Origin of the sequence: Virgibacillus tibetensis, from assembly GCF_036026595.1 — a bacterium.
Classification (GTDB): Bacteria; Bacillota; Bacilli; order Bacillales; family Amphibacillaceae; genus Virgibacillus_P; species Virgibacillus_P tibetensis.
On the sequence record NZ_JARZFX010000032.1, the window covers coordinates 1 to 6,654 of the forward strand.

Here is a 6,654-nt window from a genome sequence, read left to right on the forward strand (position 1 = left end):
CAATAAACATCTTCTAGGTTTTTCCTTTTACTTGATCAATTTTGCCCTACTGAGGACAGAACTCCATTTAGACAACCTGTTTACTGTATAAAAGCTCTCCGTTTATTTAGAAATGACATCCTATTTCCCTTTTATATTATCCTCTAATTCCTTTACTCTCTGTTCCAACTTCTTAACTTTTTCATCTGAAAATATTGCAAAAGAAAACGCACCAGCTGCTAATGAAAAAGCTAAAACTTCCATAACACCCAAAATAGCACCCCCCCATTAAACTGCTTTTTACCTTTGTAAAATTATACTAGCATCACCCGTTGTAGTATCGCCTCCATAAGCTAATTGAGTTAATGCTTAGGTACGAGCTACTCCCCATTATTACTCGACCAGTAACCCTCTTACGTGCACGCTGTCTTTTCCATTTTTGTCAGGTCCCTGAAATTTTTTTCACATGATCTACTAATTCGTCCATTAATTGCTCTGCTGAAATCGTTCTCTCTCCTCCGCCTTGAGCAATTGAATTATTTCCCCCACCTTTTCCATTTATAACTGGAAGCACATGGTTTACTAAATCGTTCATATTAATCTCGGCATCTTCACTTCTGGAACAGACGAGTTGGAGCTTGTCATCTTTTTCGTTGATTAGCAATACCAGTATACGATCTGTTTTGGCAGTAATTCGCTTAGCCAATTGCTGAAGTTCAGGCATTGGCCGGTTAGTGAAAATTTCTCTCACTATTTTTCGATCAGCCTGCACATTTGCCTTTTCAATGTACGAGTCTGCTTCGTATTCAATTAGCTCCATTTTCAAATCATTGTTCTTTTTCTCAAGTTCTTTATTAAGAAGCAGAACCCGAGTTGCTGTTTCGTTCAACTCCTCTTGCGGGGCACTTAACGTATCCGTTAAATCCTGAATAACCTTATGTTTCTTTTGAAGCTGTTTTTGTACCCTGATTCCACAAACAAAGTATACGCGTATCTTTTTCTTCTTTTGCTTTTCCCAATGTAACATCTTAATGGAACTTACCTGGCCAGTCGAGTCAGGATGTGTCCCACCGCAGCCGTTATAATCAAAATCTGCAATGTTAACAAGACGAATATCTGTTGAAACGGAAACTTCTTTGCGCAGAGGGAAATTTGAAAGTTCTTCCTCTGATACCCATCTGGTTTCAACAGGGCGATTTTCCATGACAACTTTATTGGCTGTTTTTTCAACTAGAGACATTTCCTCATCCGAAAGGTACTCTATTTCAAGGTCAATTGAACAAGTTTCCGTACCCAAATGGAAGCTAACTGTTCGATAGCCATATTCCTCTTCAAATGCTGCAGATAAAATATGCTGTCCCATATGTTGCTGCATATGATCAAAACGGCGATCCCAGTCTAACTCACCAGTATATTCCTTATGTACCTCAGCAGGGACGTCTATATAATGTCGGATTTCCCCTTCAATTTCCTCCACATCATGCACCTTCATACCGTTTAGCGTTCCAGTATCATGAGGCTGGCCACCGCCGGTTGGATAAAAAGCTGTTTCATCCAGGACAAGATAGAACCGATCTTGTTCGTCCCTGCCCGACTTTTGCAGCCTGGCTGTAAAATTGCGTATATATTGATCCTGATAATATAATTTTTTGGTCACTATAGTTATACTCCTTTGTTTCATTATATCTATTATATTGCTGGTCTGTGTGTTGCTGGAAAATTACCTTTGTAAGTGGGTGTATTTCTGGAATTCTCCTCATAATATATATGATTAAAATTTATTTTACAAATACATTTTACCACGATATACATTTACTTATCTTGACAGGCAAAGAATCAAAGCAGTGGTTTGGTATACCCAACGCTTGATAATTTCCTAACACAAAAATCTGCACTCACAATTCCTTTAAGAAACAACCGTTGCGATACCTACTCCTCAAACCCCTAGACCTAATCCAAAATCAAAGATAATGCTTATAATCTTTCCATTCTCTTTTTTGGAGGAAATGAAAATGAATATACTTGAAATTAAACAATTAGCAAAATGTCTCATAGATTCTGGTCTACGTGGAACCTTTAATATCCATTTATCGCCGTCTTGATCTTTTGCATGTGTTACTCTAAAGTCAACACCAGACTCATTGTCACCCCTCTCTCTTATTGCCCGATTCGATTATTTTCTTTTCGGTTTCGAAAGTCATATAATTAAAGTGCAAGAAAAACACTACACCAAGGGGATGTTATAATGAGTAAAGTAGCAGTTATCACAGGAGCTGGTAGCGGTTTAGGGCAAGCAACGGCTGTGCGTTTAGCAAAAGAAGGAGTAAGTATTGTCGTTGTTGACGTTAACGAAAAAGGCGGAAACGAAACCGTTGAACTCGCAAAGCAATCAGGTGTGGATTCCATTTTCGTGAAAGCAGATGTTTCTAGACCAGATGAAGTAAAAAATTATGTTGATCAAGCTGTAGATAAATTTGGCCACATTGATTATTTCTTTAATAATGCTGGAATTTCTGGAAGCGGAAAATTCTATTTAGATACGAACATCGAAGAAATCGAAAAGATTGTTGGCATCAACCTCCTGGGTGCGCTTTATGGCGTTCATTACGTAGCGGAAGTGATGTTAAAGAATGGCGGGGGATCCATCGTAAACACTGCATCTAGTGCAGGTGTGATCGGACAAGATTCCGTTGTAACGTACTCTGCAACCAAACACGGTATTGTTGGTATGACGAAAAGTTTGGTAGCTGAATATGCAAAAGATGGATTGCGTGTGAATGCGATTGCTCCAGGTCCAACAGAAACTCCTATGGTTAAAAAATTCTATGACGACAACCCAGCAATGAAGGAAAATGCAGTAGGTGGCATTCCACAAAAACGTTTAGGTACCGCAGAAGAAGTGGCTGAATTAGTAACATTTTTGTTGACTAGCCCAGCTCAGTATATCAATGGCGAAGTCATTCGTATTGATGGCGGATTTACGAATACAAAATAACCAGTATTTGATGAAGGGCAAACTTTAATTTATAGAGTTTGCTTTCTTTTATTATTCTTAAATATTGTACAATCACTACGTACTAACCTTGCTCCATTAGTAAAATAAGACCGTCGTATTGACGATTTCCTTGTTATGCTAAACTGCCCCGTTAGTTAGGACAACAAGTTTTAACCTTTAAATTAACTTATTTTTAAATAAAAATTTAAAAGTCTATATAAAATGGGTGAGTGTTTTGATCCAGACAGTACTCCATTCTTTGTCTGAAATTACCCACTGTTACCATTTCAAGGGCTTTATCAATTGGAAAGAATCCTACTTCGAGACTCTCTGATGAAGTGGTCATTTTGCCTCCTATAGGCTTCGCTAAGAAAAGCGTATTACAAATTGATTTTCTTACATTTTGGAATATCCCACAAAATTTCATTATCTCAACATCTATTCCTGTTTCTTCTTTTGTCTCCCTGATAGCAGCATCTTTCAAAGATTCTCCTTCTTCTACTTGCCCACCTGGCATCTCCCAACCTCTTAAAGGTCCCTTGATGAGTAGAATTTCCTTTTCATCATTAAGTACAATAGTTGCTGCTGAAACAATATGTTTTGGCGGTGTATAAATTTTTTGGGTACTTCGTTCCAATAAACACCCTCCTCATTCAACATTTATTTAAATATTAACATAATTATCTTTGATTTCATTAAAAAATTGCTACTATAATAACAATCCTATTCCACAAGCCTGCCCCATTATTTATATATTCAAAAAAAGTACATTGTTTCACATAATTCTGAGCTTACTTATATGTTATTTTTAAGATCTTATTTATTGCTTCAATTATTACATCTGGTCTATCGGTATAAATGGAATGGCTTGACTCTGTTGCGAATATCAATTCACTGTTTTTACTTAGATTAGCTTGCTTCATAATGAGTTCTTGCCACTTCTCTTCCAGTAACTTTAGTTCCCATTCAGGTAAACCATCCATAGTTCCCAATCTAACGTTGTACTCTTTATCTCGACCAATTACAATTAGGGGTACATCTGGAAACTTCCCCAAATTCTTGATATTATCAGCATCCTTTTTCCAGTTACTGATTTCAGAATACATAGCTCTATACATGAAAGGATTTACTTGAAAATCTATTAAGCGTTGTTGAATATTAAGGGGGAGTTGTTTTTGTTTTTCTGTAAGAGAAGGGTTTAATATTTTTTTTAATTCCTTCTGTTCCATTAAAGAATAGGAATGACATTTTTCCATCCAAATTTCATCAGTTTCATCTTCATCTAATATTGGCAAGTCTAAATCATCTAACTCCTTTAAATCGACAGAAGTTGAATCTACTAAAATGATTCCTGCTACCTTTTCAGGATGCTCTTTTGCAAAATGCTGTACACATAATCCACCATATGAATGACCAACTAAAAATACAGGTTCTGTTAGTTCAAGTTGAAGTATAATATCATTTAATTCGTTAACGGCAGTCTTTGTATTACGCACCTCTGAACTAATTTCACTTAAACCAAGTCCGGGTCTATGAAACAGTATAACTCTATTCGATTTACCAAATGATTCTGCTACATCATACCATTCATAAAACGAACAACCCATTCCTGTAAGAATAATTATGGGTCTACCTTTATTACCTATTTTGTGTACCTCTAACTTATTATTATTTACTGTTAAAAATCGAGAAATATTATTCACCCCCTGCTTATTAGTAGTTCTTTTTGTTAAACAATCCTGCCTCGTTAGCACAATAAAAATAGGAGCTTTCCTACAAACTCCTTCTTCAACTCTTGCACCAGTTAGCATTCCTGTAGAACGTTAAATTTAAGGTTTGAAAAAAATAGAGCCCCTCGATAAGATGAATTTACACACAAACAAATCAACTTAGGAGGAAGCTCTACATGAAGTATAAAATGCAGGACCAACAAAATCAACTTATAGAAAGAATATCAGACCAACATCTAGTAGTTGGAGTTGATATTGCACAACAATTCCATGTAGCTCGTGCTGTAAATTACAGAGGTATTGTGATTGGTGATCCTCTCACTTTTAAAAATGATGAGACTGGCTTTGCTAGATTACAAGAATGGATGAACGAATTAAAAGATTCAAAAGGTTATAGTACTGAAATTGTTGGAATGGAACCTACCGGCCATTATTGGTTAAACTTATCCAAATGGCTATATGATCAAAGTATTGATGTCGTAACGGTTAACCCGCATCTTGTTAAAAAGAATAAGGAAAACCGAGATAATACGCAATCCAAAAGTGATAAAAAAGACGCACTCGTAATCGCTGATATGATAAAGAACGGATACTATTCATTTATACATCCAACATCAGAAGCGTTCGAAAAACTTAGAGTTCTAATGTCCAATCGTGATGTAATCGTAAAACGACTCGTCAGTTCCATCAATCAAATAAATCGTTGGGTAGATATTGTCTTCCCCGAACTTAGAGAAGTGTTTAAAGATGTAAAAGGGAAAGGTGCAATCGCAACTCTTCGACTATTTCCTACACCAAACGAATTACGTTTTATGGAACCCCAAGATATTATTAAAGGCTGGAAAACGCTAATGAAACGACAACCTGGTTTAAAAAAAGCCCAATCTTTAATTCGATTAGCTAAGAGTTCTGTTGGTACCACCCAAGCACTTGATGCATATAAACTACATCTAGAACAATTACTTGAAGAGTTTGATCTCGCTACAACCCAACTTGAAAAGGTTGAAAAAGAAGCAGCTAATGCACTGGAACAAATTACTTTCGCTAATAAAATACTTGTCATGAAAGGTATTACTGAAGTTACGCTAGGAGGCATTTTAGGGGAAACTGGTGATTTATGTAAATTCGCCCACGGTAACTCTTTATTACGACATGCAGGTTTGAACTTAGCAGAGGCTAGCTCAGGTAAATGGAAAGGACAAATTGTCATCTCTAAGCGTGGAAGATCTCGCCTAAGGCGTTACTTGTACTTAGCAACAATGAGTCTGGTGGCAAACAACCCAGAGTTTAAAGAACTTCATGCCCACAATGTTAAAGTAAAAAAGATGAAAAAAATGAAATCTATCATGAAACTGGTTGGTAAGTTTGCAAGAATATTAGTAGGAATTGCCCGAAATAATGAGCCTTATTGTCCTAAAAAAGTACAACCCTTAGCAGCATAACTGCCATTTAAATATATGACTTTTAATAATACAGAGATTAACTAGACTTTTAGCATTATGGTGAAGTGAATGTTGGCTTATTCGTAGGATCTCAAAGAAAGCACGGAGTACTGGAATACTTAAACAAAAGGGCACTGACCCATTCCGTTAGCAAAACCGGCCTCCACCCCTTGGATAGGCATGACGAAGGAATGAGAGGGCATTAGACCCGTTGAGACATGGGAGGGACAGCCTCCAGGGGCGGCGTGGAGAATGCGTGCAGTATATCTTTTAGAATATTTGGAGTTTATGACCCCTTTATTCCCGCATGCCTTCATGTGACCTTTATTATCAACACTCATTCCATTTATCCGTTTTGTACTGAAAAGTGGTTTGAAATCCTGCGAATAAGCGAGCATTAACGAGTAAATTGAATCTATCTGAGGGAGTTTAAGTGTATTTATTCACAAAGAAAGCTAATTACAATAACATATTGTCATAATCACTTTTAAGTATTGCCATTATTATT

At 36.7% G+C, this 6,654-nt stretch carries 6 protein-coding genes and 1 pseudogene; 2 read left to right on the forward strand and 5 right to left on the reverse strand.

Features of this window, described 5'->3' with window-relative positions:
- Window positions 1-120: 120 nt before the first annotated feature.
- From QGM71_RS21560 to QGM71_RS21570, 3 genes and pseudogenes are all read right to left on the reverse strand, one after another.
- Complete coding sequence (locus tag QGM71_RS21560) at window positions 121-252, reverse strand: hypothetical protein (RefSeq protein ID WP_327609615.1); 132 nt, start codon at window positions 250-252, stop codon at window positions 121-123.
- A gap of 169 nt (window positions 253-421) precedes the next feature.
- Window positions 422-1,636 carry an alanyl-tRNA editing protein gene (locus QGM71_RS21565; protein WP_327609616.1) on the reverse strand — a complete coding sequence of 405 codons (1,215 nt, stop codon included), beginning with the start codon at window positions 1,634-1,636 and terminating at the stop codon, window positions 422-424.
- 387 nt (window positions 1,637-2,023) lie between these two features.
- A pseudogene (locus tag QGM71_RS21570) lies at window positions 2,024-2,122 on the reverse strand (macrolide 2'-phosphotransferase); the annotation flags it as partial.
- A gap of 102 nt (window positions 2,123-2,224) precedes the next feature.
- Here QGM71_RS21570 and QGM71_RS21575 point away from each other — a divergent pair.
- A complete protein-coding gene (locus QGM71_RS21575; RefSeq protein WP_327609617.1) occupies window positions 2,225-2,974 on the forward strand; it encodes an SDR family NAD(P)-dependent oxidoreductase in 750 nt (249 codons plus the stop codon).
- A gap of 205 nt (window positions 2,975-3,179) precedes the next feature.
- Here QGM71_RS21575 and QGM71_RS21580 read toward each other — a convergent pair whose 3' ends face one another.
- Window positions 3,180-3,611, reverse strand: coding sequence for an NUDIX hydrolase (locus tag QGM71_RS21580; RefSeq protein WP_327609618.1), 432 nt, complete (start codon window positions 3,609-3,611; stop codon window positions 3,180-3,182).
- A gap of 154 nt (window positions 3,612-3,765) precedes the next feature.
- Window positions 3,766-4,677 carry an alpha/beta fold hydrolase gene (locus QGM71_RS21585; RefSeq protein WP_327609619.1) on the reverse strand — a complete coding sequence of 304 codons (912 nt, stop codon included), beginning with the start codon at window positions 4,675-4,677 and terminating at the stop codon, window positions 3,766-3,768.
- A 203-nt stretch (window positions 4,678-4,880) separates the two neighbouring features.
- On the opposite strand from QGM71_RS21585, the gene QGM71_RS21590 reads away from it, so the two are divergent.
- Complete coding sequence (locus QGM71_RS21590) at window positions 4,881-6,146, forward strand: IS110 family RNA-guided transposase (RefSeq protein WP_327609620.1); 1,266 nt, start codon at window positions 4,881-4,883, stop codon at window positions 6,144-6,146.
- Window positions 6,147-6,654 lie beyond the last annotated feature (508 nt).